Consider the following 23,284-nt stretch of genomic DNA (forward strand, 5'->3'; position numbering starts at 1 on the left):
GAGTACATCAAGTACTACAACCAAGAGCGAATCAGATTGAAATTGAAGGGGCTAAGCCCGGTAAAGTACCGGGAACAGGCCCAAGCAGCCGCCTGACCCCACCGTCCAAGTCTCGGGGGTCACTTCAATGGACGGGTTCACGGCGTCCCCCGCGAACCCAACCCGACCGACCAGCGCGAGGGTTTTGCATTTGACAACCAGGCATCACTACCCCCGAGGGGCCGCGCCGTTGGCTGGAAACTACGGCCACCAACCACGCCCGAACCGGGCGAAATGATCGGCCGCGCGTTCGAACGGATTGCGTGCACTCACCCCACCACACAGCAGGTACACCGGCAGGTACAACGGCCCCAGCACCATGTACTGGTAAACGTGCGCGCGCTCGTGGTCGTCCAGCCGGATCAGCGGCTCCACGCCCCACCCCGCCTGATGCGCATAGGTCCGGCAACAGATGCCGAGGTCATGGCCGGTATGCAGGATCACGTTGCCCAGGGTGATCGCACCGCCCGGCCCCCACGGCCAGTGATCGAACACCACGGCGCAGTCCCGCCCGCTCCATCGCAGCGTCGCGCCGCCAAGCATGCCGGCCAGGCCGCCGATCAGGCCGATCAGTGTGTTGGGCAGCGTCCATGCGGCGCCCAGCATCTGCAGCGCGCGCAGCCAGAGCGGCCAGGATCGAGCGGCGGTGTTCAATCCGCCTCGTTCGGAATCAGCAGCCACAGGATCAGGTAGATCAGAATGCCGGGGAAGGCGGCCGAGCCGATCGATACGAGCACGAACACGATCCGCACCAGGGTGGGGTTCCAGCCGAAGCGATGGGCAATGCCGCCCATCACGCCGGCAATCATGCGGTCGTTCAATGAACGCGACAGCGTCTTGGGCGTGGTGTTCACGGCGGTGTCTCCTCGGCTTGCGGGCAGAATCAGTCGAGCACGCCGCGACTCTACACCGCCTCCGTGTCTACGGCGTGCGGAGACGCAGCGCCTGCAGGCGCGCACCGAACCAGGCGGCCGCGGTCTGTTCAGGCTGCCCCGGGCACTGGATGCGGTAAGGCTTCCCGCTCATGCTGCTCTGGCTGGCGGCGCGCTCGATGAACTGCTCGGCGCTGTCCACCATGTCCTTCTTCAGCAGGTAGTCGTACTTGCGCTGCAGATGAGCGCGCGCATCGCCGCCGTCGTACCAGCTGCCATTGCGCTGGAAACGGCACTGCGAGCCGTCCAGGCTGGAAATCAGCTGGGCGATCTCCCGGCGTGCATCGGCACTGGGTGCGGCGTGGGCAAATTGTGCTGCCAGCAGTGCCGCAAGAATCAACGAAATCCGGTACGTCATCATCCCCCCAGGTCAATCGAGCATGGCTCGACTCTACAGGTCACGCGCCTTCAACCAGCCATCGATCGTGGCCGGCACTTCGCGCTGGGCGCGGCCGGACACATAGATACCAATGTGGCCACCGCGGAAACTGGACTCGGTGTAGTCGTCCGTGCCCAGGCGCCCACGCATCGCGCGCGAGGCGTCCGGCGGTACCAGATGGTCCTGCTCGGCATAGATGTTCAGCACCGGCAAGGTCACCTGCGACAGATCCACGGCTTCCTCGCCGATCCGCACCGTACCGTTCACCAGGCCGTTGCCCTGGTAGAACTGCTTGATGAAGTCACGGAACGCCTCGCCCGCCAGGTCCGGCGAATCGAAGATCCATTTTTCCATGCGCAGGAAATCCTCCAGCGCCGCCTTGTCGTCGAGGATATCGAGCAGACCGACGTACTTCTGCACGTTCAGGCGGAATGGCTTGAGCATCAGGTAGCTGGCATTCATCAGGTCAGCCGGGATGTTGCCCAGCGTATCCACCAGCAGATCCACGTCCACCTGCCGCGCCCAGTGCGAGAGCATGTTGTCGGCCGTCTGGAAATCGACCGGGGTGACCATGGTGATCAGCTTGCCCAGCTTCTCCCGGCGCAGCGCGGCATAGCACAGCGCGAACACACCGCCCTGGCAGATGCCGAGCAGGTCGATCGGGCCGCCACTGCGCACGCGCAGTGCATCCACCGCACCATCGATATAGCGCAGCAGATAGTCCTCCAGCGTCTGGAAGCGCTCCGAGCGATCCGGGTAGCCCCAGTCCAGCACGTACACATCCTGCCCAAGCGCCAACAACTTCTGCACCAGCGAGCGGTCGGCCTGCAAGTCGACCATGTACGGCCGGTTGACCAGCGCGTAGACGATCAGCAGCGGCGTGCGCCGGGTCGGCGCCTGTTCGCCGACGAAGCGGTAGAGCACCACCTTGCCGTCGCGCCACACTTCCTCGCGGGCGGTCACGCCATAGTCAACGTCTTCCACCTGCGGCAGCAGCTTCAGCCCCTCCATCAGCTTGCGCTGCATGGCCAGGGTCTCCTGCATCAGGTCATCGGCGTTGAAGCCCAGCGGTCCCTTCATCGGTCACGTGCCCGTGAGGTGGTGCGAGATTCGGACTTTTTGGCAGCCACCTTCTTTGCCGGCGCGGCCCTCTTCGCGGCCTTGCGGGCGGCTGGCTTCACCTTCGCCGGCGTCGGCTGCGCCACCGGATCGACCGCAGCGGTTCCAGCCAGCACCGCCACTTGTGCCTGCAGCCGGCGCAGGCTGCGCTCCAGCTCGGCGATGCGGCGGTGTGCGGCATCCATCTCGCTGCGGGTCGGCAGGCCGATACGTTCACTCACCTGTTCCACCTCGCGCTGCAGGCCTGCGCGCAGACGCATCTGCGCGTTGCCCAGCGAGGCGTACACCTGCTGGAACGGTTCGGACATGGCGACCTTGGCGTAGGCCTCCTCGGCCACTTCGATCCACAGGTCGAACATCGCGCGGGCGCTGGTCAGCTGGCTGCCCGGCTGTTCGTGCTCGGCCAGGCGCTGCTCGAACAGCGCAAATGCCTCGTCCAATGCCCGCTTGATCTGGTCGACATAGGCGCGCGAATGCTGCTGGTATTCTTCCTGCGCACGCAGCAGGGCCTGCCAGCGCGCCTGGTGCTCGCGGCCGGGGCCGAATGCCGGGCTCTGCAGCCACGGGCCCGCCTGCAACTGGAACTGCTGCAGCCATGCGGCGAATTCAGGTACTGCGGCACCGGCGTGGGTGCTGCCGCGGGCACCCTGCAGCATCCATTGCAGCATGCCGTCGCCCTGCCCCTGCACCGCCTCACGCCAGGCCTGGGCCACGTCGGCACTGCTGGCGTCGCGGCCGGCAAACCGAGCGGCGACCTCCTGCATGGTGCCGTACCAGCTGCCCGCCTGTTCGCGGAACCGGCGCATGGCATCTTCCGGCGCGCCGGGCGCCTGTTCGGGCAGCAATTGGCCCCACCAGTCAAACAACCGTTGCCAGCTGCCGGGGTCGTCACCGGCAGGTGCAGCGGGCGCGCCCGCATGGCGCAGAGCATCACCCCAGGCGCCGAAGTACTGCCGGGCCAGCGTCTCGAAATCGCTGCTGCCGGCATCGTGGGCCGAGCTGGTCATCGCAGGCCTCCGCAGGGCTGGCTCATGGCTTGGGGATACGCAGGGTCTTGCTGATCATCAGCGACCCGGACAGGGCGAACAACAGCACCATCGGGTGCAGCTGCCACGGTCCGATCTGCCACCGGCCGAACCAGATGTTCTGGCCGATGGCATCGGTGCCGGCGGCGATCGCCAGTACGATCACCAGCACCAGGCTGGTCGGGATCGGGGTGCCCTCGAAATACGTGACCTTGCCCTCATCGCCGGTCATTGCCTCGGCAGTGACGTTGTAGCGTGCCAGGCGGCTGACGCCGCAGCAGACGAAGTAGCTCAGCACCAGCCAGTCCCAGCCACCCTGCATGCCGCAGGCATAGGCCAGCGCCGCTGGGGCCACCCCGAAGGAGATCACGTCGGACAGCGAGTCCAGCTCGCGGCCGAGGGTGGAGCTGGACTTGCGCCAGCGCGCGATGCGCCCATCAAGGGCGTCGAAGATGAAGGCCAACGGGATCAGCGCCATGCCGAACAGCAGGTAGCCGCGCTCGCCATCCTGCAGGAAGCGCATCGCAGCGAAGACCGCACCGGTGCCGCAGAAAGCATTGGCCAGGGTGAACCAGTCGGCCAGCTGGAATTCGCGCAGCATCGAGAAGTGACGTTTCATGGGGACTCACGGAGCATCAAGGCCCACAGGTTACCGCGAGCGCCGCCGCTGGGGACAGCGCTGACGGGGCCACCTTCACCGCCCCCTCACCCGCCCTCACCGGCGGTGAATTTTTCGCCACCCATCTTGACAGCCTAGGGGGGTGGCGCCTGTCGCGGCTTATCCACAAAGTTGCCCACGCGTAATCCACACGCCCTGTGGACAACCAGATCTCACCGACTGCGACGGTGGACATTTCCTCATCACCCTGACGCGGGGTTTCCCTACTTCCCAAGCCGCGAGGTCGGCGCTATGGTCACCGGCGGGCCCGCCGCCACGTCCGATTCCTGGTGACGGACGATGATGATGCCGGATGCTTCCACCTGCTGCTGGCGCAGCGGCCCTGAAGTGGTAGAGCCGGCCGCTGGCCGGCTGCCCCTGCCATTCCGGAGTGCCGGCCAGCGGCCGGCACTACCCAGCCTGCACCCGCCGCCAACGCGCGAAGCACAACACCTGCATCACCAGCATGGCCAGCAACCCCAGCGGCCACGCCCACCACACGCCGGCCAGCCCGTGCTGCGCCTGCATCCATATCGCCAGCGGCAGTTCCACCAGCAGCACCGCTGCCATACCCAGCAACGCTGGCAACCATACCGTGCCGCTGCCGCGCATCACCCCGACAAGCACCGCGCTGATTCCCATCGCCAGCACGCCCCACACCACAGTGCGCAGCTGCAACGCAGCCAGCTCGCGCACGTCGGCTGCCGCCAGGATCAGCCCGGTCAGCCCGCGCGCCAGCGCCACAACCAGCACCACCACCACGCTCAGCGTCGCCAGCGCCACCAGCACACCCGTCCGGGCGATGGCCGGCAGCCGTGCTGTACGCCCGGCGCCCATCGCATGCGCCGCGAGGATGGTGGCGGTGATCCCCAACGACATTGCCGGCAACTGCACCCAGTTCATCAGCTGGTTGACCGCACCGTAGGCGGCCGTAGCGGTGTAGCCGTAACGGTTGATCCAGCCCAGCAACACGATTTCGGCGACGGCCAGGCTGAGCATCTGCAGCGAGGAGGGTATGCCGATGCGGAGCATCGATCGGATGATCGCGCCATCGAAACGAATGGCATGCAACAACTCAGGGCCCGGTGCCAAGGGATGTCCTGCCCGATGCCAACGCAACAACAGCCAGCCCAGGGCCAACAGCGAGGCAAACGCCGCCGACACCGCCGCGCTGGCCGATCCCAGCCGCGGCAGGCCGGCCCAGCCCAGAATCAGCAGCGGCGTGCACAGCAGGCCCACCGCCGTGGCCAGCAGCAGCGCATGCAGCGGCGTCTTCGCATCGCCTACTGCGCGGCTCACGGCAGTGGCCAGCCACAGCAGGAAGAACGCCGGCGCCGCCAGCAGCAGCACGCGCGCGTAGACGATGGACTCACCGAGGATCGGTGCCGGTGTACCCAGTGACATCAGAAGCTGTGGTGCGAAACCGCTCCCCAGAGCCATCACCAGCACCGACAGCACAAGGATCAGCGCCACCGCACTGCCAGCCACCGCGCGCACCTGCTGCGGCCGACCCGCGCCCCAGGCGTGCCCGATCAGCACCATCGCGCCGGTCGCCAGGCCCATCACCAGGGCCAGCAGCAGGAAGAAGACCGGGAAGAACGCAGCGGCCACGGCCACCGCCTGGGTACCGAGCAGATGGCCGAGGTAGATGTTGTCCAGTGTGCCTGCGGCCAGCTGCAGCGCATTGGTCAGCAGCATCGGCAGCAGCAGGGCCAGGTAGGTGCGCCACAGAGGCGGCGCGACCAGGGGCGTGGGATGTACAGGGGAGTTCATGGGGTTCTCTGGGCAAGGCGCTGCCCTGCCCGGCGTTTCCACCAGCAAAGCAAGCACAGGGGACCGGGCCGCAGCCCGCGATCAGGTGGCGCCGCCGCTCAACGACGGCGCGATGGTTCAGCCGTCAGCGCTGTCGAACGCCAGACGCAGGGCGTGGTCGCGCACATCCCTGGGCCAGGAATGCAGCACCGCTTCAAGGCCCGTACGGTCGTGCGCGAACAGCACGCGGATGGCCTCCTCGAAGCCCGGCAGGTCACCGGCGATGGTCTGCAGGAAGTGATAGGCGCGCTCGGCATCGCGACGCCAGCGGTCCTTGTCCGCACCGGCGCGGCTGGCCGCCTCCACCAGTTTTCGCAATGCCACCGAGGCCCCGCCCGGCTGCTCTGCCAGCCACGCCCAATGGCGCGGCAGCAAGGTCACTTCACGGGCGACCACGCCCAGCTTGGGGCGGCCACGGCCACGCGGGGTCGCCGCAGCGTCTTCGGCAGTGATCTCGGCATCCGCCTCGCCAGAGGGGGGAAACGCTTCGGTTACCCGCGTCAGCAGTTCCTCGTCACTGCCGCGCGTATCGAAATCGCGGGTGCGGCCGGTGGCGTTGTCGAACACCAGCAATGGTCCGGCAGCGTTGTCGGCGCGCAGCCGCTTGAGCGCCAGTGCCGCCACTTCCGGGCTGCCGCAGGCAACGAGGCGATGGCCGTCGAAACAACTGAAGGGAGGGAGTCGGGACGCAGGCATGGCAATGGCATCAGAGGTGATGCGCGAATATTGCCCGGGTAATTTATGGTCGTCAATATTGCCCGGGCATTAATTGACCAAAAGAGCGTGCCAACCCAGATTGGCACTCCCCGGAATGGTTGGCACCTCCCCGATTCACCGGGTCACAGCCGGCTGTAGGACCAACTGACCATGCGCCCGTCCTTGTACGGCATCACGCCGTGGAACGGGCGCGGGTCGGCGTCGAACACCAGCGGCAGGAAGTTGCGGTCGCCTTCCCACATCGGCAGCGTGTCCAGCTTGTCCAGATCTACCCACTCCAGCGTACCTTCGTGGTTGCCGCCGTGCGGGGTACCTTCGAAGCTGTCGATGACGAACACGAAGCCCAGCCAGTCTTCGCCGTGCTTGCCGAAACCGGGCCAGCTGAGAGTGCCGCGCAGGCGCATGCCGGTGCAGTCGATGCCGGCTTCCTCGGCAATCTCGCGGCGCATGCTGGCCGCCACGTCCTCGTCCGCTTCGATCTTGCCACCCAGGCCGTTGTACTTGCCGAGGTGATGGTCACCGGGGCGCGTATTGCGATGGATCATCAGCACCTGGCGACGATCGGGCGACAGTACATAGCCCAGCGTGGCGACGATCGGGGTGTACGGCATGGGGCGGCATCCAGCGGCAGGTCAGCCCTGGATTATGGCCGATCAGCGCACAAGCGACAGGCGGCGCTCGACAGGCGCATCGGCGCCATCGGGGTCACGGCGCAGCGTTGCGACGCCGTGGCCGCGCTCGGCCAGGTATTCCAGCCACTTGCCGAGGAAGGTGTTCATCCGCATGCGATGACTGATCAACTCCGCCGGCGGCGGGTACAGGCCCATGGTGTCCTGCCAGCGGCGGCCGACGTAGCAATGGGTGATCTCGGCCTGGCGCGCGTCGCGGTACAGACGAACATAGGCCGACGGATCCGGCTCGCCAGTGACCGGGTCGGCCAGGTCGTAGGTCAGCCGCAGTTCCACCGTGTAGCGGTGGCACTCGATCACGTCCAGGCGGACATCCAGGCCGTCGCCGATCGAGGAAATGTAGCTGCCCGCCGCCAGTCCCGCCGGTTCGAACAGGCGCACCAGATGGCGGTAGTTCTCCGCGTACAGGCCCATCAGCCAGCTCAGCCGGCTCAGGCGGGGAATGCGTTCGGTACGGGGCAAGGCTCGGGCCATGGGTCGATCCTACACGTTGGTGCTTCAACGTGGGGGCGCCTCAAGCCACAGCCAACCCGACGACGACGATCCCCCTGCAGGGCCGAGACCACGCTCGGCTGCGCTTCGGCCAGAACCCGCTGGCCCAGCCGAGCGTGGGCTCGGCTCTACGGGCACAGCCAGGCGCGCCGGAAAGGATCAATACAGCTCGCGCTGCAGCCCCAATGTGGCCAGCACCTTGCTGGAAATCTCCTCGATCGAGGTGTGGGTGGTGCTCAGGGTCGGGATCCGCTCCATGCGGAACATGGTCTCGGCCGCGGCCACCTCGCGCTTGCAGGTGTCCAGGTTCGCGTAGCGCGAGTTCGGACGGCGCTCCTGGCGGATCTGCTGCAGGCGGTCCGGATCGATGGTCAACCCGAACAGCTTGCGCCGGTAGTTGCGCAGGCGCGGCGGCAGGCGGTCGCTTTCCAGGTCTTCGTCGGTCAGCGGGTAGTTGGCCGCGCGCACTCCGTAATGCAGAGCCAGGTAGATGCAGGTGGGCGTCTTGCCGGCGCGCGACACCGCCACCAGGATCACGTCGGCATCGTCATAGTTCACCGCGATGCCGTCGTCATGGGTCAGGGCGAAGTTCATCGCGTTGATGCGGCGGTGGTACGTGTCGAAATCGACCATGCCGTGGGCCTGGCCGACCCGGGCCAGACGCGGGCTGGCCAGTTCACGCTCCAGCGGCTCGATGAACGGCGCGAACACATCCAGCATCAGCGCCCCGCTGTCGGCCAGGATCAGGCTCAGGCTCTGGTCCACGCAGGAGTTCACCACGATCGGCCGGACCTGGTACCGCTCCCCCGCCGCCTGGATCCGGGCGCAGGCTTCACGCGCTTTTTCAGGGTCGTCGACAAACGACATCCGATCGGTAATGAAGCTGAACCCGGAGAACTGGGTCAGCAGGCTATGCCCAATGGTTTCAGCGGTGATACCGGTTCCATCGGAAACGTAGAACACCGGACGGATGGTCGACATGCGCGCTTTTACCCCCTACAAAGCTTAAAAAGGCCGCCAGCACAAGCTTGTGCCGACGGTGCTCTGCCCGGCATCATATCGGCTTCTTCCTACGGACGCGGCCACTCAGCCCGCCTCGGGCGATGGCCAAACGGAGCATCGCGCTTGAACGAGAATATCCTGTGGTTGCACGAACTGCGTCTGGCCGATCTGGCCCGCGTAGGCGGCAAGAATTCGTCCCTGGGCGAGATGATCGGCAACCTGGCCGGTCTGGGCGTTTCGGTGCCGGGCGGTTATGCCACCACCGCTGAAGCCTTCAAGGACTTCATCGCGCACAACGACCTGTCCAAGCGCATCTTCGACAGGCTGGCCACGCTGGACGTCGAGGACGTCAACGCGCTGACCGCCGCCGGCAAGGAAATCCGCGGATGGGTAATCGACGCCCCGCTGCAGCCGCAGCTGGACCAGGACATCCGCACCGCCTACGCCAAGCTGAGCGCCGAGAATGGCGGCGGCGACGTGGCCGTGGCCGTGCGTTCGTCGGCCACTGCCGAGGATCTGCCGGATGCGTCCTTCGCCGGCCAGCAGGAAACCTTCCTCAACGTGACCGGTGCCGACGACGTCGTGCACAAGGTCAAGGAAGTGTTCGCCTCGCTGTACAACGACCGCGCCATCGCCTACCGCGTGCACCACGGCTTCAAGCATGAGGACGTGTTCCTGTCCGCCGGCGTGCAGCTGATGGTGCGTTCGGGCGTCGGTTCCTCCGGCGTGCTGTTCACCCTGGACACCGAGTCCGGCTTCCGCGACGTGGTGTTCGTCACCTCCTCGTTCGGCCTGGGCGAGATGGTCGTGCAGGGCGCGGTCAATCCGGACGAATACTACGTCTACAAGCCCACCCTGCAGGCCGGCAAGCCGGCGATCCTGCGCCGCTCGCTCGGCAGCAAGGCGATCCGCATGGTGTATTCGGATGTCCCCGGTGAGCGCGTCCGTATTGAAGACACCCCGGCCGAACTGCGCACCACCTTCTCGATTAGCGACGAGGACGTGCAGGAACTGGCCAAGCAGGCGCTGGTCATCGAAAAGCACTACGGCCGCCCGATGGACATCGAGTGGGCCAAGGACGGTGTCAGCGGCAAGCTGTTCATCGTGCAGGCGCGCCCGGAAACGGTGAAGTCGCGCAGCCACGCCACCCAGATCGAGCGCTTCGCGCTGACCGAGAAGGGCGGCAAGGTGCTGGCCGAGGGCCGTGCCGTCGGCGCCAAGATCGGTTCGGGCGTGGCCCGCGTGGTGAAGACGCTGGACGACATGAACCGCGTGCAGCCGGGCGACGTGCTGATCGCCGACATGACCGATCCCGATTGGGAACCGGTGATGAAGCGCGCCTCGGCCATCGTCACCAACCGCGGTGGCCGCACCTGCCACGCCGCGATCATCGCGCGCGAGCTGGGCGTGCCAGCCGTGGTCGGTTCGGGCAACGCCACCCAGGTCATCGAGGATGGCCAGCTGGTCACCGTCAGCTGCGCTGAAGGCGATACCGGCTTCATCTACGAAGGCAAGCTCGGCTTCGAACGCACCACGACCGATCTGGGCAACATGCCGCCGGCGCCGCTGAAGATCATGATGAACGTGGCCAACCCGGAACGTGCCTTCGACTTCGGCCAGCTGCCGAACGCCGGCATCGGCCTGGCCCGCCTGGAAATGATCATCGCCAGCCACATCGGCATCCACCCGAACGCGCTGCTGGAGTACGACCGCCAAGACGCGGCGACCAAGAAGAAGATCGACGAGAAGATCGCCGGCTACGGTGATCCGGTCAGCTTCTACGTGGACCGCCTGGCCGAAGGCATCGCCACCCTCACCGCCTCGGTCGCGCCGAACCCGGTGATCGTGCGCCTGTCGGACTTCAAGTCCAACGAGTACGCCAACCTGATCGGCGGCAGCAACTACGAGCCGCACGAAGAGAACCCGATGATCGGCTTCCGCGGCGCCAGCCGTTATGTCGACCCGAGCTTCTCGGCCGCCTTCGCGCTGGAGTGCAAGGCCGTACTGCGCGTGCGCAACGAGATGGGCCTGGACAACCTGTGGGTCATGATTCCGTTCGTGCGTACCCTTGAAGAGGGCCGCAAGGTGGTCGAGGTGCTGGCCCAGAACGGCCTGAAGCAGGGCGAGAACGGCCTGAAGATCATCATGATGTGCGAGGTGCCCTCCAATGCACTGCTCGCCGATGAGTTCCTGGAGATCTTCGACGGCTTCTCGATCGGCTCCAACGACCTGACCCAGCTGAGCCTGGGCCTGGACCGCGACTCGTCGATCGTCGCGCACCTGTTCGACGAACGTAACCCGGCAGTGAAGAAGCTGCTGTCGATGGCGATCAAGGCAGCACGTGCCAAGGGCAAGTACGTTGGCATCTGCGGCCAGGGCCCGTCCGATCACCCGGATCTGGCCGAATGGCTGATGCAGGAAGGCATCGAGTCGGTGTCGCTGAACCCGGACACCGTGGTTGATACCTGGCTGCGCCTGGCCAAGCTGAAGGCCAACGGCTGATCCGGCTGTAAGGCTGATTAAAGAAACCCCGCCTCGGCGGGGTTTCTGCTTTTGGGACCAACTGGGCCGATATGTCATTTGCAACTATTCCAGTAGGCGCCCTGAAATGGCCGACGCACACTGGGAGGACTGGAATCACTTCCCTGCAAGGTTCGCCCCATGACCATCCCATTCGCACTTGGACTGTTCAACTACTCCGGTCCGTTGGCAGGAGCGCGGGAATTCCAGGAATTTCACGAGTTTGCTATATCCATGCTCGAAGAGCGTAGAGTACAGGCCACCTACTTTGCGTCTGACGGAAAGGGCCACAGCAGCAACTTGGCAAAACTGGGCAATGCAGCACATCGAAGACTTCTGGCCAGTGGCTTCAACGAGCTGACGCTCCTCAGTGTTGTCGCTGTACCCAAAGGAAGTGACGCGCCCGCCTATGATCTGACCGCATCAGTGGACTTCTCCTCCAGTTGTGAGCTTGGAACGGAATTCGTTCTGTTCTCCAAGGACGCTCGCTTTTCTCTGGAAACGCAGTCCTTCCGCGAGCTCCTGGTGGGGCTGATCGCTCTGTATGACTGGGACTTTGGCTACGTCACCCACCCGCCCTTCGAGCGCAGCCCGCAGGCCTACATCAGTGGCTACTGCGATGGAACCCAATCCAAGGACGAAGAAGACCGCAATCAGATCTGGCATGACGCCCCGCCGGGGGTGCGCCTGCGCAAGGCGCGCAACATTTTCCCGCTTAGTCTGCTCAATCCGGCACAGCTGGGTGCACCCGTCGCGCCCGACAAGACATTGGCTGGGCTACTGCAAGGTACCCCTGGCTGCACATTGGACGAGCTGGTGCCCGGCCGCCTCTGGCTCAGCACGGTAGAGCCGCATCTGGTGCAGGGACTACGCTCGCTGCTCAAGGGTACGGGCGCATTGATCGAAGGTGGCTGACATCACGTTCATCCCGCCGTGCCGATAATTTGCCCGCATGCAACCCCGCCTCTGCGGGGTTTTCAGTTTTTGGCGCTCTTGAGCGCCGCGCCCGTTCGACAAGGAGCCCGCATGATTGCTACAGCCCCACCCGCCCCCGCCGCAACGCCCTGGTTCCACTCGCTCAACTGGGAGCGCCTGCTGGAAACCTACGGTGTGCCGTTACTGGCCGCCATCGTGGTGCTGCTGGTGGGCCTGTGGGTGGCACGACGCCTGTCCAATGCAATGCCGCGCGCGACAGCGCGCATGGGCGTGGATCCCATGCTGGGCAGCTTCCTGCGCAACGTGGTGTATGCCACCTCTCTGGTGATCGTAGCGCTGTTGGCCATCGACACGCTGGGGGTGAAGATCACACCGCTGCTGGCCGTGCTCGGCACCGCCGGCCTCGCCGTCGGCCTGGCATTGAAGGATTCGCTGTCCAACATCGCCTCCGGCGTGATGCTGGTGACGCTGCGACCGTTCCGCGTGGGCGATGTGGTCACCGTGGCCGGGCAGACCGGCACGGTGCGCGAAGTGCGCATCTTCCAGACCGTGCTTACCGGTGCCGACAACCAGCACACCACCATTCCGAACACGCTGATCACCGCCGCGCCGATCATCAACCTCACTGCCGAACCGACGCGCCGCGTCGAACTGGTGATCGGCATCGGCTACGAAGACAACATCCAGCTGGCGCGTGATACCGCACTGGCACTGATGAAGGCCGATCCGCGCGTGCTGCAGGCGCCCGTCCCGGATGTCGTCGTCTATGAGCTGGGAGCACATGCGATCAACCTCGGCATCCGCTGCTACGTGAAGTCGGCCGACTGGTTCGGCACCAAGGTCACGCTGCTGGAACAGCTGAAGCTGGGCTATGACAAGGCCGGCATCAACATTCCGTATCCGCAGCAGGACATGCATCTGTACCTGCACGGCAAGGATGGCGGTGTGGTCGAGGCCGATGCGCTGGTGCGCGACAAGCCGTGATCCATGCCGGTAGTGCCGACCAACGGTCGGCACCCACCCATCGGCGATACGACATTGAAATGCCGGCCCGCGGCCGGCGCTACCCCCTCGCCCACTGGTAGTGCCGGCCGCTGGCCGGCAGCGCCCAGCATCAGGCCGCGACGCGCTCTTCCAGCGTCGGGTAATCGGTAAAACCGGCCGCGCCGCCACCGAAGAACGTGGCGCGATCCGGCGGGGCCAGCTCCACCCCGAGGCGCAACCGCTCCGGCAGATCCGGGTTGGCGATGAACGGGCGACCGAAGCCGATCAGGTCGGCCCAGCCTTCAGCCAGTGCCTGCTCGGCACGTTCGGCGGTGTACTTGCCGGCGTAGATCAGCGTACCGGGGTAAACCATGCGCAGCGCCTGCTTGAACGCCACCGGCATCAACGGTGCATCGTCCCAGTCGGCCTCGGCAATGTGCAGGTAGCCCACCCCCAGTTCGCCCAACAGGTGGGCTGCAGCCAGATAGGTCGCCTGCGGCGTCTCGTCCACCGCGCCCTGCAACGTGGTCAGTGGCGCCAGGCGCACGCCGACGCGGTCACCACCGGCCACCGCAACCACCGCCTGCACCACCTCGCGCAGGAACCGCAGGCGGTTCTGCAACGCGCCGCCATAGCCGTCGGTGCGCTGGTTGGCCTGCGAGTCGATGAACTGGTTGATCAGGTAGCCATTGGCACCGTGCAGCTCCACGCCATCGAAGCCTGCGTCCAGCGCGTTGCGTGCCGCCTGGGCGTAGTCGGCGACGATGCCCGGAATCTCGTCTTCGCGCAGCGCGCGCGGCATCGAATGCTGGATCATTTCGCCCACACCCGCTTCCGGGCCTGCACCCGTCGGGTCGACAAACACCTTCACGCCTTCGGCCAGCAACGCCGACGACGACACCGGTGCGGCGCCACCGGGCTGCAGGGCCACGTGCGAGACCCGGCCCACGTGCCACAGCTGGGCGTAGATGCGACCGCCAGCGGCGTGCACGGCATCGGTCACCCGGCGCCACCCCTGCACCTGTTCCGGGCTGTGGATGCCCGGGGTCCAGGCATAACCCTGGCCCTGCGGGCTGATCTGGGTACCTTCGCTGACGATCAGGCCGGCGCCGGCACGCTGCGCGTAGTACGTGGCCATCTCGGCGGTCGGTACGTTGCCGGCCGCCGCACGTGAGCGGGTCATCGGTGGCATCACGATGCGGTTGGGCAACGTCATCGCGCCCAGGCGGTGGGGAGTGAACAGCATGGCGGCAACCTCTAGCAGGGGACTGCCCGCAAGGATGGGGATGCCGGCGGCCACGCAACAGGCACGCACTGGCAAAACAGTTGTTCCTCTGGGGCAAGGATGGGCTCGCCAGGGGTCAGGTCCGTTTGCACGGCAAAGGACCTGACCCCGACGCAGGTCAAAGCGTGGGCTCGATCAGCACGCCACCATGTGCCACGCGGTCATAGCAGGTGCGCACCACATCTTCCCCATACTTCAACTCCAGCCGGCGCACGATGAAGTGGCCGCGTGCCATGTCCTGGTAGTAGTCGGTGAACATGGTATTCAGTGTTGCACCGGCCGCGGCACCGACGATCGGCACCGCCTGCGCGGCGAACTTCTCGGTGACCACCACGCCGAAGCGCGCGGCTACCTTCTCAACGACCTTCGCCAGCAGCTTGCCGGCTTCCTTCGGGGCGACGCCCAGGGTGAGGTCGCGACCGGTCACCACGCGCCCGGCCAGCTCGGCCGACAGGTGCCGCATGACGTCAGTGCTGAAGCCACGGGCCAGGTAATAGCCGGTCTCGCTGGCGTCATCGCGGGGCGAGTTGCCGCCCAGCGCGAACACCTCCAGGCAGGCCTGGCGCGTACTGAACTCGGACAGGTCAAACCCCTCGCTGCGGGCCACGTCCGCCACCGCGCGCATCATGATGGTGGTCGACACCGGCAGCTCGATGAGCAAGGCGGCAAAGCCGAAGGCGCCGCCGACCGCACCGGAGGTGGCTGCCGCCAGTTTGTGCCAGCGGGTTGACGCTCCCTTGCCGGGCGAGTTGTCCATGCTCCACAGGGCTGCCTGCGCCGACTTGGACAGTGCCGCCTGCGCCGCACCGTGGATGCGGTTGGAGACCGAGCTGGGCAGCGCCTTCACCGCGAACTCCAGCGGCGTACCGACCAGGTTGGCCATCCGCGCGGTCAGGGTCGGCGCTTCCAGCAGGGCCACCGCGCGCTGCAGGTCGGACCAGTCGCGTGCGTCATGGGCGATGTCGCGGGGGAGCAGGATGGGCTCGTTCATGGCGCCGATCTTAGCGCCCGGAAGTTGAACGGTTCGTCGCGGGGTACGACAGAGGGGTCAGAGCCCTTTCCGCAGCAAAGGGATCCGCCCCCGGCGCCTTGTCGGCCAGCGGCCGGCACTACCCGTTGGTGTGTCACCCGGTAGCGCCGGGCCATGCCCGACGGCGCCGTTCAGGCAGCCGGCAGGCCCGACAGCGCGCCCATGAACTGGCGGTAGTGGCGCAGCTCGGCGATTGAATCGTGTACATCGCTCAGCGCGGTATGGTTGCTGTTCTTGCCGACGCCGGCGGCCACGCTCGGCGCCCAGCGCTTGGCCAGTTCCTTCACCGTGGACACGTCCAGGTTGCGGTAGTGGAAGTACTTCTCCAGCCTCGGCATCTGGCGGTGCAGGAAGCGGCGATCCTGGCAGATCGAGTTGCCGCACATCGGCGAAAGGCCAGCCGGGATCCACTGCGCCAGGAAGTTCACCGTCTGCGCTTCGGCCTGGCCCAGGGTGGTGGTGCTGTCCACCACGCGCTGCCACAGGCCCGAACGACGGTGCTGGTTGCGGTTCCACTCATCCATCGCTTCCAGCGTTTCCAGCGGATGGTGGATGGCAAACTCGGGGCCTTCAGCCAGCACATTGAGCTGGGCATCGGTGACCACCGTAGCGATCTCGATGATCGAATCGTTGTCGGTATCCAACCCGGTCATCTCCAGGTCGATCCAGATCAGTCGCTCGTTGGCCGCGCCGGTGTCCGCCATTGTGTCGCCTCGTTGCTGGGCAGGCGCGCGGCCTACCGGTGAAGGAAAGAGGCGCCCATCATACCCGTTCGCCCCTCAGCCCTCGCCCGCATGGTCTTCCAGCAGCAACGGCGGCTTGCCGCGCTTGGCGCGGAAATAATTGGTCAGGCGCATGCTGGCCTCCTTGGCCAGCACCCCACCGTGGATTTCCACCCGGTGATTGTGCCGGGCATCACCCAGCAGGTCGAACACGCTGCCGCAGGCGCCGGTCTTGGGGTCGCTGGTGCCGTAGACCAAGCGGGCGACGCGTGCATGCACGATGGCCATCGCGCACATCGCGCAGGGTTCGAGGGTCACGTACAGGGTGCTGCCGAGCAGCCGATGATTGGCCAGCCGCGTGCCGCCGGCGCGCATGGCCACGATCTCGGCATGCGCACTGGGATCGTGCGAGGCGACGTTGAGGTTCCAGCCCTCGCCCAGCAGCTGGCCATCGGCGCCCACCAGTACCGCGCCGACCGGAATCTCGTCGAACTCGCGCTGCGCACGCTCGGCCAGCGCCAGTGCATGGCGCATCCAGTGTTCATCGGCGTCGTGCACCGGTACACCCAAGGCATCGGTCATGGCGGTTCTCGCGTGTCTGCAGGGCCAGGATGGCCGCCGGGGCCGCATTGTACGCCTGCAGCCGTACAGGCGGCGCGGGTATCGGCGGTGCCATTGCGCGCGACCGGCGGTCCAAGCAGCGAGCGCGCTGAAGCCAGGCTGCAGGCCTCATACTGAGCCCTTCCGCAAGCACCTTGGTGAACCCATGACCACCCTCCGTCCCTCGCGCGCCGATGACGGCGCCGCCCTCGTCGACCTCTGGCGCCGTGCCGTCGACGCCACCCACGACTTCCTCAGCGCCGAAGACCGGCAGGCCATCGATGCCGAAGTCGCCGGTTTCCTGCCGCAGGCACCGATGACAGTGGCCGTCGACGCTCAGGACCGCCCCCTTGGCTTCATGCTGATCGACGGCACGCACATGGAAGCGCTGTTCATCGATCCGGACGTGCGCGGCACTGGTATCGGCCGGCAACTGCTGCAGCACGCGCTGGCCCGGCATCCGCAGCTGAGTACCGACGTCAATGAGCAGAACGCACAGGCTGTTGGCTTCTACCTGCGCATGGGCTTCGTTGAAACCGGCCGCTCACCGCTCGATTCGCAGGGCCGTCCGTATCCTCTGATCCATCTCCGGCACGACGGCTGACATTGGACGGATATTCGAGGCCCGCCCCCGATCATCAGGCCGTGGCTTCGAATGCCGGTGAGTACTGCACCTCTCCCTGCGCCATCGACGGCCTCAGGTGCAGCGCCTGGAAGTACTCTGGCGGCACACCCGGCAGCACCAGGCCGGGCTCGGCGCGGAATCCGAATCGACCGTAGTACGCGGGTTCTCCCAGCAATACGCAGCCCTGCGCCCCCTGCTCACGCAGTGCATCGAGCGCCGCATGCATCAGCGCCGCGCCGACACCCTGCCCCTGCCATCCGGGCAGCACCGAGATTGGTCCCAGGCCAAACCAGCCCGTACTGCCATCGCTGATCGTCACCGGCGACAAGGCAACATGCCCGACGACCTGCCCGTCCTTCTCGGCGACCAGCGAGAGACTCAGCTCTCCACGCGAACGCAGTGCATCCACAATGAACTGCTCGGTGTGGCTGCTGTGTGGGGCTTCGCGGAAGGCTGCCTCGGTGAGTGCGTGGATGACAGCACGGTCTTCGCGGTTTTCAGGGCGGATCGTGCAGTTCAAGGAGAGCGCCTTCAATGAAGTGATGGATATGTGAATGATTGATTTCAGTCACGGATTCAGCCGCAGACCTGCCTCCGGCAGCAATGCCAACGTGATGATCGCGAGCCTTGTGCGGCAAGCGATCCGCCCGGGCAATGCCTCGCCGGGGCGTCAAAAATCCGTCTCCAAGGGTGGCACAGCGCTCCCGGCACGTTCCATAATCGAGAAACCTGCCACCCAGGAAGGATAGATGGACATGGACGCACGATGCAGGCTCGCGCCATGCGTGTAGCTCGCCCCGAACCCAGGGGGCGGCCGCTCCTGGCATTGCTCGCCCTCGTCCCGCTGGCGGCATGTTCGCCCTACGCCGACGCCGAGCGTGACGTCGCCGCGGGTGGACGCGGCCTGGCCAAACTCAACCCGGCGCCGAAGCAGGCCTACGAACTGGTGCTGACACTGAAGGACGCGCCGGGCCCGTTCGCGATCGTGGAGGGCGTGGCCCAGTACGACGTCAGTAACTACGAAGACTGCGGGCGGATCATATGGTCCACCGGTACGGCAAGCCGCATTACCAGCCAGGAACCGGTGGAACTGCGCAGGGTTGGCGAGAACGAATACCGCGGTACGTTCTACCTCGACCGCATGCAGGATCAGGACTATTACGATCGCGGTACGTGCCACTGGACGCTGACCGGTGTTGGCGCGATGTTGCGTGCGACGAACGGCGAAGCCGATACGCGATTCCTGACCTACGTCAATAAAGAGCGCATGGACGCAGGATCGCCGCTGACTCTCTACTACCCGAAGACTGCCTATCCCCGCGCCGAGCTTGCTGCCAACTTCCCTGCCAGCGGTAAAGAAGATCCGTCAGCCTACAGGGAGGATCTACGCAATGCGCTGTTCTCATCTACCACCACTGTACAAAAGCTCGTGCCATGAGCCGCCAGTGCCACATTCACCCTTACACACCAGGAGGCCGACATTGCGCCACAAGATGATTCCGTGCCTTGCTGTGCTTCTGTTGACCGCCTGCCATCCGGAGACCGCCATGAACCAGGAACGTGCCGCTGCTGAAGCCGATGTCGCCCAGGGTGGGCGCGGCCTCGCCAAGCTCAACCCCAGCCCGCGCAAGGCCTATGAACTGGTGCTGCGCCTGAAGGACGCCCCGGGTGATTTCGCTGTGGTTGAAGGCGTGGCCCAGTACGACGTCACCAACGAAGACCAGTGCGGCCACATCGAGCCGGCCACCGGCACGGCTGCACGGATTACCAGCCAGGAACCGGTGGAACTGCGCAAGGTCAGCGATGGTGAGTACCGGGGCACGCTGTATGTGGACCGCATGCTGGATGAGGACTACTACGGTCGTGGTGTCTGCAAATGGGAATTCACCGGTGCAGGCGCGATGCTGAAGGCAACGGGTGCTGAAGAGGAGACCCGCTTCCTGACCTTCGCTGACGCGGAACCGCTGATCGAAGGGAAAACGCACACGCTTTTCTATCCTGATCTCGTCTATCCGCGGACAGACCGTGTTCCCAATTTCCCGGCAAGTGGCGAGTCCGATCGCAGCGGTTATGCCGTCGATCTGCGGGACAATTTGTTCACGATCAGTCTTTCTGCAAGTGAGGTGGCCCCGTGACCATCACGTCACAAGACTACGCCGCCTTATCCGATGACGCATATAAGGATCGCGCTGTCGGTCGACGCGCCCCTGGTCAAGAAGAGAAGGTCATACTGAACGGCCATGAGTACAAGATCCTTGAGCATGTCGACAATCGGCTCAATGGTTATCAAGGTACGGTCTATCAACGCGTAGACAGCAAGGAAATCGTCATTGCACATCGGGGCACCGAGCAGATCGGACGCGATGGCATCCTGACGGATGGAGGCATGGTCGTCGCCCGCACCAATGTGCAGGCACCTGACGCGATCGCATTGACGCAGAGAACGCTCGAAGCCGCAGCGGCGCAGTCCCGCTTGAGCGGCGGACCAACTCCTCAAGTCACCGTCACCGGCCATTCCCTCGGCGGCGCGCTGGCGCAGATCACCTCGCACCATTTCAACGTCAAGGGCGAAACCTTCAACGCCTATGGCGCGGTCAGCCTCAGCTACCGCATCCCGGAAGGCGGCAACACCATGATCAACCATGTCATGGCCTCCGATCCGGTCAGCGCAGCGTCGCCGCACTTCGGCCAGGTGCGCATCTACGCCAGGCCGAATGAAATCAGCACGCTCGCCGCGAACGGTTTCAGCAATCACTCGTTGCGCGCCCTTATCCCCGACCGGCCGATCATCGCCGCAGGCAGCTCGTTCGGCGCGCACAAGCTGGGCAACTTCCTCGGTGACGGCTCGGTGCTCCAGCACCCGGAAACGCAGAAGCTGGCAAAAGACAACGCCAGGATGATCGAGGAGTACCGCGACGACGTTGAATCACTGCGCCGTGGTGTCACCCGCGCGGCACGCGGCATCCCGGGCGGCGCCGTCGACCTGTACGACCACATCCGCGGCCCGCTGCAGCCCGGTGAGCCGGCACGCCGCGAAGCGGAGAAGAACGGCCATCACACCAGCATGCTGCGAATGGACGATGCCAACCATGTGGGCAACCCACTGTTCAACGACGCGATCCGTGGCGTGCACGCGCAGGATGTCCGCGTCGGCCGGGTACCAGACGTGATGAGCACGCAACTGGCAGGCAGCCTGGCCGCCGAAATGCACGCAGCAGGCGGCAAGCGCATCGACGAAGTGGTCATGAATGCCGATGCCTCGCGCAGCTTCGCCGTGCAGGGCCAGGGCGGCGACCCCGCCCACCTTCGTGTGTCGGTGGATACGGCAGTGGCGATGAACACCCCGCTGGAACAGAGCAGCCAGCGCATCGACCAGCAGGCCGCCGACCAGCGCGTTACGCTGGAGCGCGACCAGCAGCTGGAACAGCAGCGGAACCAGACCCGCAGCCTGCAGGCCTGATGCAGCGAGGGAGCCGGTCAGCCCGGCTCCCGCATCACTTCGAAACTCCGGCTCAGGGGCTGGACGCTGCCATTGGCACGGATGCTCCGGCCGTCACGAACAGATCGGGCCCGGAATCCGGGAATCCGCCACAGGCGCGATCGCCGGGTGCCACCGGGTCACAGGGCCACTGCGCGCGCGCGACCTTCTCGCGCAGCTCGAAGCGATCACCGGTCCAGACCACGAACGCGATGTGCTCACGGTTCCAAGTCACTGTAGGCGCGCGGACCACCCTTCTGCGCCGTCTCCGGGTATTGCACGAACCAGCGCATCGCCGGGCCATACTGCAGTTTGCTGTAGTCCAGGCTGATCCGTCCCTCACGCGACAGCTGGCGCGCACGATCGGCCTCCGTGACCGGGGGCATCGTCGGCATGGCATCGGCGGTCACATCCCGCGGCGCCGCATCCCCGCGGACCTGGTACACACGCTGGGCCACATAAGCCTCGCGGCAATCACCTGCGGGTACGCGGACCGGCTCCGCGCCGTACTCATCCCGGTTGGCAACCTGGTCGCTGCAGGTGAACGGCGCCGACACCAGGTAGAACGTGCTCTCGGCGTCGCGCCCTTTCAGCGAACGCACCCAGATGTCGCCCATCCGCACGATGAAGTCCGGGCGCTGGCCGTAGCCCGGCACCGCCTTGAACCAGGCCTTCTGCCGCACCTCACGCTCGCGCCAGCTGCGCGGCAGGTGGATGTCCTGCACGGGCAGCGCGACCAGCAACGCGGCCAGATGCGCCGGCATGGTGCCCTGGCAGGCGCCAATCAGCAGGTCGCCCTGGGTCGCCAGCCGCCCGGCCAGATCCACCGGGCAGCGGGCACCGAGCGCCCGCTCGGTCGCCTGCTCGGGCGGCAACGGCACGATGGCCAATGCGGGCGGTGAGGGTGCTACCGCGGGAACGGTTGGCTCGACGGCGGCAGGCGGTGCCGTCCCTGCAGGCGCATCAGCGATCGCCTGTGCCGTGGCGTGCGTTTCCGCGACGGGCGGCGCTGCCTCCTGAGCCTGTGCCGAGGCTGCGGCAAGTCCAAGTGACAGCAGCCAGAGCGGCGGCAGGCGGCGCGCGGATGCATTGCAGCGGGCAGCGGCTTGCAGGGCATTCAAGGGAACGATTCGCATGTGGTGTCCTTACGGGTTAGTTTCCATGTCGGCGCCACAGGGCGCCACGCGTCGTACGTAAAGCGCCAGCGGGCACCCTGCCCGCCGGCATCGGCGTTACAGGGATCGAGAACGCTGCTCCTGCTCGCGGGCGAGCGCGGCCGTCGGATCCTGCTGCGCAACACTAGCCGCCAACTGCTGGCTGCTCTGCGCCAGAGGCTGCTGGGAGGCCTGCTCCCGGTCAACGGACGCACGCAGCATGGCCGGATCACCCAGCGCACCCTGCACTGCAAACAGCGTACGGCCGTCGCTACCCGCCAGCAGATGATCGATACGCGACAGGCCGGCCTTCTGCGCCCCCAGCGCCAATGCGCCAGCGGTATTGTCGAGCTCCTGTGCACTGCGCAGTCCACTTTGTGGCCCCATCTGCTGCAGGTGCCGGCGCGCATCCTCGAACAATGCGTTGCCGGGCTCACCGGCATGCGACATGTCGCGTGCAATGGTCTGCGCCGGCGCACCGACTTCGCCGCGATCCAGTCGCGCCATCACGTCCGGCGTCAACTTCTGCTGCCAGACCTCAAATCTTTGCCGGCGCGCCTCGATGCCATTGAGCGCGCCGTTGAGCGCATAAGTTGCTTCTCGCACATCATGGCGCGCCCCCTCCGGCACCCGTGTCTGCCACTGCCATACGGCAATACGGCCTGCGTGCTCGGGCTGCGCTGCCAGCTCCGGGTGATTCACCAGGTCCAGATCCAGCGCCTTGCCGGCACGCTCGTAATTCTCCTTGCCGACCAATGGCAGATAGCCGCGGCCGTGGTACTTCAGAGCGTCACCAGGCGCGTCGTTGCCCATGCGCCCGCCGTACATCAGCTCAGCCAGGTTTTCCGGGCGACCACGCAGCGCTTCCTGGCGGGCGCTCTCCAACGCGGCGTTGCCATTGCGCCATGCAGCCTCCACCGGGATCTGCGAGATTCCCCGGGTGAAGTTGAAGCTCTCGTTGAGCCGGCTCAAGCCGCGCGACTCGTGCCCTGCCTGGGCCATGAAATTGGCCAGTTCAAGCGGGGAGTCGATGCCGGCTTTGGTCGCCTGTCGCAACAGCTGCGACTCTCTATCGGTCGACACAGT

General features: G+C 65.9%; 26 protein-coding genes and 1 pseudogene. 9 read left to right on the plus strand and 18 right to left on the minus strand.

Annotated elements, in window-relative coordinates:
• A partial coding sequence (locus WDC87_RS13975; RefSeq protein ID WP_156476642.1) for an IS3 family transposase occupies window positions 1-96 on the plus strand: 96 nt, incomplete at its 5' end.
• A 144-nt stretch (window positions 97-240) separates the two neighbouring features.
• Here the strand turns inward: WDC87_RS13975 and WDC87_RS13980 are convergent.
• From WDC87_RS13980 to WDC87_RS14030, 11 genes are all read right to left on the minus strand, one after another.
• On the minus strand, window positions 241-645 hold the full coding sequence (locus tag WDC87_RS13980) for a hypothetical protein (RefSeq protein ID WP_088123871.1): 405 nt from the start codon (window positions 643-645) through the stop codon (window positions 241-243).
• Between the two features lie 44 nt (window positions 646-689).
• Window positions 690-893, minus strand: coding sequence for a PspC domain-containing protein (locus WDC87_RS13985; RefSeq protein WP_005417153.1), 204 nt, complete (start codon window positions 891-893; stop codon window positions 690-692).
• A 67-nt stretch (window positions 894-960) separates the two neighbouring features.
• Window positions 961-1,329 (minus strand): YfeK family protein, encoded by a 369-nt coding sequence (locus WDC87_RS13990; protein ID WP_032954276.1) that lies wholly within the window; start codon window positions 1,327-1,329, stop codon window positions 961-963.
• Between the two features lie 33 nt (window positions 1,330-1,362).
• A complete protein-coding gene (phaC, locus tag WDC87_RS13995; protein ID WP_005417157.1) occupies window positions 1,363-2,430 on the minus strand; it encodes a class III poly(R)-hydroxyalkanoic acid synthase subunit PhaC in 1,068 nt (355 codons plus the stop codon).
• On the minus strand, window positions 2,427-3,476 hold the full coding sequence (gene phaE / locus WDC87_RS14000; protein ID WP_252744733.1) for a class III poly(R)-hydroxyalkanoic acid synthase subunit PhaE: 1,050 nt from the start codon (window positions 3,474-3,476) through the stop codon (window positions 2,427-2,429). The genes phaC and phaE overlap by 4 nt, the downstream gene beginning before the upstream one ends.
• A 22-nt stretch (window positions 3,477-3,498) precedes the next feature.
• Window positions 3,499-4,113 (minus strand): phosphatidylcholine/phosphatidylserine synthase, encoded by a 615-nt coding sequence (locus WDC87_RS14005; RefSeq protein ID WP_252744732.1) that lies wholly within the window; start codon window positions 4,111-4,113, stop codon window positions 3,499-3,501.
• A 450-nt stretch (window positions 4,114-4,563) separates the two neighbouring features.
• Window positions 4,564-5,925 carry an MATE family efflux transporter gene (locus WDC87_RS14010; RefSeq protein WP_088496175.1) on the minus strand — a complete coding sequence of 454 codons (1,362 nt, stop codon included), beginning with the start codon at window positions 5,923-5,925 and terminating at the stop codon, window positions 4,564-4,566.
• 117 nt (window positions 5,926-6,042) lie between these two features.
• Window positions 6,043-6,660 (minus strand): DUF2239 family protein, encoded by a 618-nt coding sequence (locus WDC87_RS14015; protein WP_252744731.1) that lies wholly within the window; start codon window positions 6,658-6,660, stop codon window positions 6,043-6,045.
• A gap of 143 nt (window positions 6,661-6,803) precedes the next feature.
• Window positions 6,804-7,292, minus strand: coding sequence for an 8-oxo-dGTP diphosphatase (locus WDC87_RS14020; protein ID WP_005417168.1), 489 nt, complete (start codon window positions 7,290-7,292; stop codon window positions 6,804-6,806).
• A gap of 42 nt (window positions 7,293-7,334) precedes the next feature.
• The gene (locus tag WDC87_RS14025) at window positions 7,335-7,844 is read right to left on the minus strand and encodes a DUF1249 domain-containing protein (RefSeq protein ID WP_252744730.1); all 510 of its coding nucleotides are present in this window, start codon (window positions 7,842-7,844) and stop codon (window positions 7,335-7,337) included.
• A 177-nt stretch (window positions 7,845-8,021) separates the two neighbouring features.
• Complete coding sequence (locus WDC87_RS14030) at window positions 8,022-8,843, minus strand: pyruvate, water dikinase regulatory protein (RefSeq protein ID WP_005417170.1); 822 nt, start codon at window positions 8,841-8,843, stop codon at window positions 8,022-8,024.
• A gap of 144 nt (window positions 8,844-8,987) precedes the next feature.
• Here WDC87_RS14030 and ppsA point away from each other — a divergent pair, with 144 nt between their 5' ends.
• The 3 genes from ppsA to WDC87_RS14045 all read left to right on the plus strand — a co-directional run bounded on the left by ppsA (window position 8,988) and on the right by WDC87_RS14045 (window position 13,304).
• On the plus strand, window positions 8,988-11,366 hold the full coding sequence (gene ppsA, locus WDC87_RS14035) for a phosphoenolpyruvate synthase (protein ID WP_252744729.1): 2,379 nt from the start codon (window positions 8,988-8,990) through the stop codon (window positions 11,364-11,366).
• Window positions 11,367-11,525: 159 nt separating this feature from the next.
• Window positions 11,526-12,299, plus strand: a complete 774-nt coding sequence (locus tag WDC87_RS14040) for a hypothetical protein (protein WP_252744728.1) — start codon at window positions 11,526-11,528, stop codon at window positions 12,297-12,299.
• A 111-nt stretch (window positions 12,300-12,410) separates the two neighbouring features.
• Entirely contained in the window at window positions 12,411-13,304 is an 894-nt protein-coding gene (locus WDC87_RS14045) for a mechanosensitive ion channel domain-containing protein (protein WP_252744727.1), read from the plus strand.
• 130 nt (window positions 13,305-13,434) lie between these two features.
• Here the strand turns inward: WDC87_RS14045 and WDC87_RS14050 are convergent, their stop codons facing one another.
• The 4 genes from WDC87_RS14050 to tadA all read right to left on the minus strand — a co-directional run bounded on the left by WDC87_RS14050 (window position 13,435) and on the right by tadA (window position 16,923).
• Window positions 13,435-14,550: an alkene reductase gene (locus WDC87_RS14050; protein WP_252744726.1), complete on the minus strand. Its 1,116-nt coding sequence runs from the start codon at window positions 14,548-14,550 to the stop codon at window positions 13,435-13,437.
• A gap of 157 nt (window positions 14,551-14,707) precedes the next feature.
• Window positions 14,708-15,580 (minus strand): EcsC family protein, encoded by an 873-nt coding sequence (locus tag WDC87_RS14055; protein ID WP_252744725.1) that lies wholly within the window; start codon window positions 15,578-15,580, stop codon window positions 14,708-14,710.
• A gap of 170 nt (window positions 15,581-15,750) precedes the next feature.
• On the minus strand, window positions 15,751-16,323 hold the full coding sequence (gene orn, locus WDC87_RS14060; RefSeq protein WP_053499815.1) for an oligoribonuclease: 573 nt from the start codon (window positions 16,321-16,323) through the stop codon (window positions 15,751-15,753).
• A gap of 75 nt (window positions 16,324-16,398) precedes the next feature.
• The gene (gene tadA / locus WDC87_RS14065; RefSeq protein WP_252744724.1) at window positions 16,399-16,923 is read right to left on the minus strand and encodes a tRNA adenosine(34) deaminase TadA; all 525 of its coding nucleotides are present in this window, start codon (window positions 16,921-16,923) and stop codon (window positions 16,399-16,401) included.
• A gap of 184 nt (window positions 16,924-17,107) precedes the next feature.
• Here tadA and WDC87_RS14070 point away from each other — a divergent pair, with 184 nt between their 5' ends.
• Complete coding sequence (locus WDC87_RS14070) at window positions 17,108-17,545, plus strand: acetyltransferase (RefSeq protein WP_252744723.1); 438 nt, start codon at window positions 17,108-17,110, stop codon at window positions 17,543-17,545.
• 34 nt (window positions 17,546-17,579) lie between these two features.
• Here the strand turns inward: WDC87_RS14070 and WDC87_RS14075 are convergent, their stop codons facing one another.
• Complete coding sequence (locus tag WDC87_RS14075) at window positions 17,580-18,086, minus strand: N-acetyltransferase (RefSeq protein ID WP_252744722.1); 507 nt, start codon at window positions 18,084-18,086, stop codon at window positions 17,580-17,582.
• A gap of 34 nt (window positions 18,087-18,120) precedes the next feature.
• Between WDC87_RS14075 and WDC87_RS14080 the strand changes: the two genes are divergently transcribed.
• From WDC87_RS14080 to WDC87_RS14095, 4 genes are read left to right on the plus strand one after another with little or no spacing between them, the layout of a single operon-like run.
• Window positions 18,121-18,315 carry a hypothetical protein gene (locus WDC87_RS14080; protein ID WP_134955477.1) on the plus strand — a complete coding sequence of 65 codons (195 nt, stop codon included), beginning with the start codon at window positions 18,121-18,123 and terminating at the stop codon, window positions 18,313-18,315.
• 17 nt (window positions 18,316-18,332) lie between these two features.
• The gene (locus tag WDC87_RS14085) at window positions 18,333-19,004 is read left to right on the plus strand and encodes a hypothetical protein (RefSeq protein WP_095377165.1); all 672 of its coding nucleotides are present in this window, start codon (window positions 18,333-18,335) and stop codon (window positions 19,002-19,004) included.
• Between the two features lie 43 nt (window positions 19,005-19,047).
• A complete protein-coding gene (locus WDC87_RS14090) occupies window positions 19,048-19,701 on the plus strand; it encodes a hypothetical protein (RefSeq protein WP_252744721.1) in 654 nt (217 codons plus the stop codon).
• Window positions 19,698-21,026: an XVIPCD domain-containing protein gene (locus WDC87_RS14095; RefSeq protein WP_188240854.1), complete on the plus strand. Its 1,329-nt coding sequence runs from the start codon at window positions 19,698-19,700 to the stop codon at window positions 21,024-21,026. The genes WDC87_RS14090 and WDC87_RS14095 overlap by 4 nt, the downstream gene beginning before the upstream one ends.
• A gap of 52 nt (window positions 21,027-21,078) precedes the next feature.
• Here WDC87_RS14095 and WDC87_RS14100 read toward each other — a convergent pair.
• Window positions 21,079-22,180 (minus strand): annotated as a pseudogene (locus tag WDC87_RS14100) (hypothetical protein).
• Window positions 22,181-22,276: 96 nt separating this feature from the next.
• The gene (locus WDC87_RS14105) at window positions 22,277-23,281 is read right to left on the minus strand and encodes an XVIPCD domain-containing protein (protein ID WP_151354628.1); all 1,005 of its coding nucleotides are present in this window, start codon (window positions 23,279-23,281) and stop codon (window positions 22,277-22,279) included.
• Between the last annotated feature and the right edge of the window lie 3 nt (window positions 23,282-23,284).

Origin of the sequence: Stenotrophomonas maltophilia group sp. Smal12, from assembly GCF_037079935.1 — a bacterium.
Taxonomy (GTDB): Bacteria; Pseudomonadota; Gammaproteobacteria; order Xanthomonadales; family Xanthomonadaceae; genus Stenotrophomonas; species Stenotrophomonas sepilia.

Bases quoted from the DNA above. Each gene is read 5' to 3' on its own strand.
- WDC87_RS14025 (WP_252744730.1), bottom strand. From the start codon at position 7,844: ATGGCCCGAGCCTTGCCCCGTACCGAACGCATTCCCCGCCTGAGCCGG.
- WDC87_RS13980 (WP_088123871.1), bottom strand. From the start codon at position 645: ATGCTGGGCGCCGCATGGACGCTGCCCAACACACTGATCGGCCTGATC.
- WDC87_RS14040 (WP_252744728.1), top strand. From the start codon at position 11,526: ATGACCATCCCATTCGCACTTGGACTGTTCAACTACTCCGGTCCGTTG.
- WDC87_RS14010 (WP_088496175.1), bottom strand. From the start codon at position 5,925: ATGAACTCCCCTGTACATCCCACGCCCCTGGTCGCGCCGCCTCTGTGG.
- tadA (WP_252744724.1), bottom strand. From the start codon at position 16,923: ATGACCGATGCCTTGGGTGTACCGGTGCACGACGCCGATGAACACTGG.
- WDC87_RS13990 (WP_032954276.1), bottom strand. From the start codon at position 1,329: ATGACGTACCGGATTTCGTTGATTCTTGCGGCACTGCTGGCAGCACAA.
- orn (WP_053499815.1), bottom strand. From the start codon at position 16,323: ATGGCGGACACCGGCGCGGCCAACGAGCGACTGATCTGGATCGACCTG.
- WDC87_RS14080 (WP_134955477.1), top strand. From the start codon at position 18,121: ATGATTGATTTCAGTCACGGATTCAGCCGCAGACCTGCCTCCGGCAGC.
- WDC87_RS14070 (WP_252744723.1), top strand. From the start codon at position 17,108: ATGACCACCCTCCGTCCCTCGCGCGCCGATGACGGCGCCGCCCTCGTC.
- WDC87_RS14015 (WP_252744731.1), bottom strand. From the start codon at position 6,660: ATGCCTGCGTCCCGACTCCCTCCCTTCAGTTGTTTCGACGGCCATCGC.
- WDC87_RS14005 (WP_252744732.1), bottom strand. From the start codon at position 4,113: ATGAAACGTCACTTCTCGATGCTGCGCGAATTCCAGCTGGCCGACTGG.
- WDC87_RS14050 (WP_252744726.1), bottom strand. From the start codon at position 14,550: ATGCTGTTCACTCCCCACCGCCTGGGCGCGATGACGTTGCCCAACCGC.
- WDC87_RS14020 (WP_005417168.1), bottom strand. From the start codon at position 7,292: ATGCCGTACACCCCGATCGTCGCCACGCTGGGCTATGTACTGTCGCCC.
- WDC87_RS14085 (WP_095377165.1), top strand. From the start codon at position 18,333: ATGCAGGCTCGCGCCATGCGTGTAGCTCGCCCCGAACCCAGGGGGCGG.
- WDC87_RS14030 (WP_005417170.1), bottom strand. From the start codon at position 8,843: ATGTCGACCATCCGTCCGGTGTTCTACGTTTCCGATGGAACCGGTATC.
- phaC (WP_005417157.1), bottom strand. From the start codon at position 2,430: ATGAAGGGACCGCTGGGCTTCAACGCCGATGACCTGATGCAGGAGACC.
- phaE (WP_252744733.1), bottom strand. From the start codon at position 3,476: ATGACCAGCTCGGCCCACGATGCCGGCAGCAGCGATTTCGAGACGCTG.
- WDC87_RS14055 (WP_252744725.1), bottom strand. From the start codon at position 15,580: ATGAACGAGCCCATCCTGCTCCCCCGCGACATCGCCCATGACGCACGC.
- WDC87_RS14045 (WP_252744727.1), top strand. From the start codon at position 12,411: ATGATTGCTACAGCCCCACCCGCCCCCGCCGCAACGCCCTGGTTCCAC.